Origin of the sequence: Bifidobacterium aerophilum (assembly GCF_010667685.1) — a bacterium.
Taxonomy (GTDB): Bacteria; Actinomycetota; Actinomycetes; order Actinomycetales; family Bifidobacteriaceae; genus Bifidobacterium; species Bifidobacterium aerophilum.
Genome location: NZ_WHZW01000058.1, coordinates 1 through 239, shown reverse-complemented (window position 1 = coordinate 239; position 239 = coordinate 1). Strand labels below are relative to the sequence as shown.

Genomic DNA, 239 nt, shown 5'->3' with positions numbered 1-239 from the left:
CCAGCGGGATCGCCAGCGTGACCTCGTGGAAGTCGAAAATCACCAGCTGTTGGAACGGCCACCAGAGCAAGTACGCCGCGGTGGCCAGCAATGCGGCCAGACCGGAGAACCGCTTCCGGGCGAAAAGATAGATCGCCGGAGCCGACGCCACGATCAGCAGGGCCATCGCGATGCCGAGCATCCGGGGATCCGGCCAAATCCAATACAAGGGCGCGATCAGCACGAGCAAAGGATGGAAA

The 239-nt window shown here is 62.3% G+C and carries 1 protein-coding gene; it reads right to left on the bottom strand.

All coding sequences use genetic code 11. The features are described from left to right. Window positions 1–239 (bottom strand): DUF2079 domain-containing protein (locus GFD25_RS11980; protein ID WP_163233126.1); only part of this gene is annotated, 239 nt, incomplete at both ends.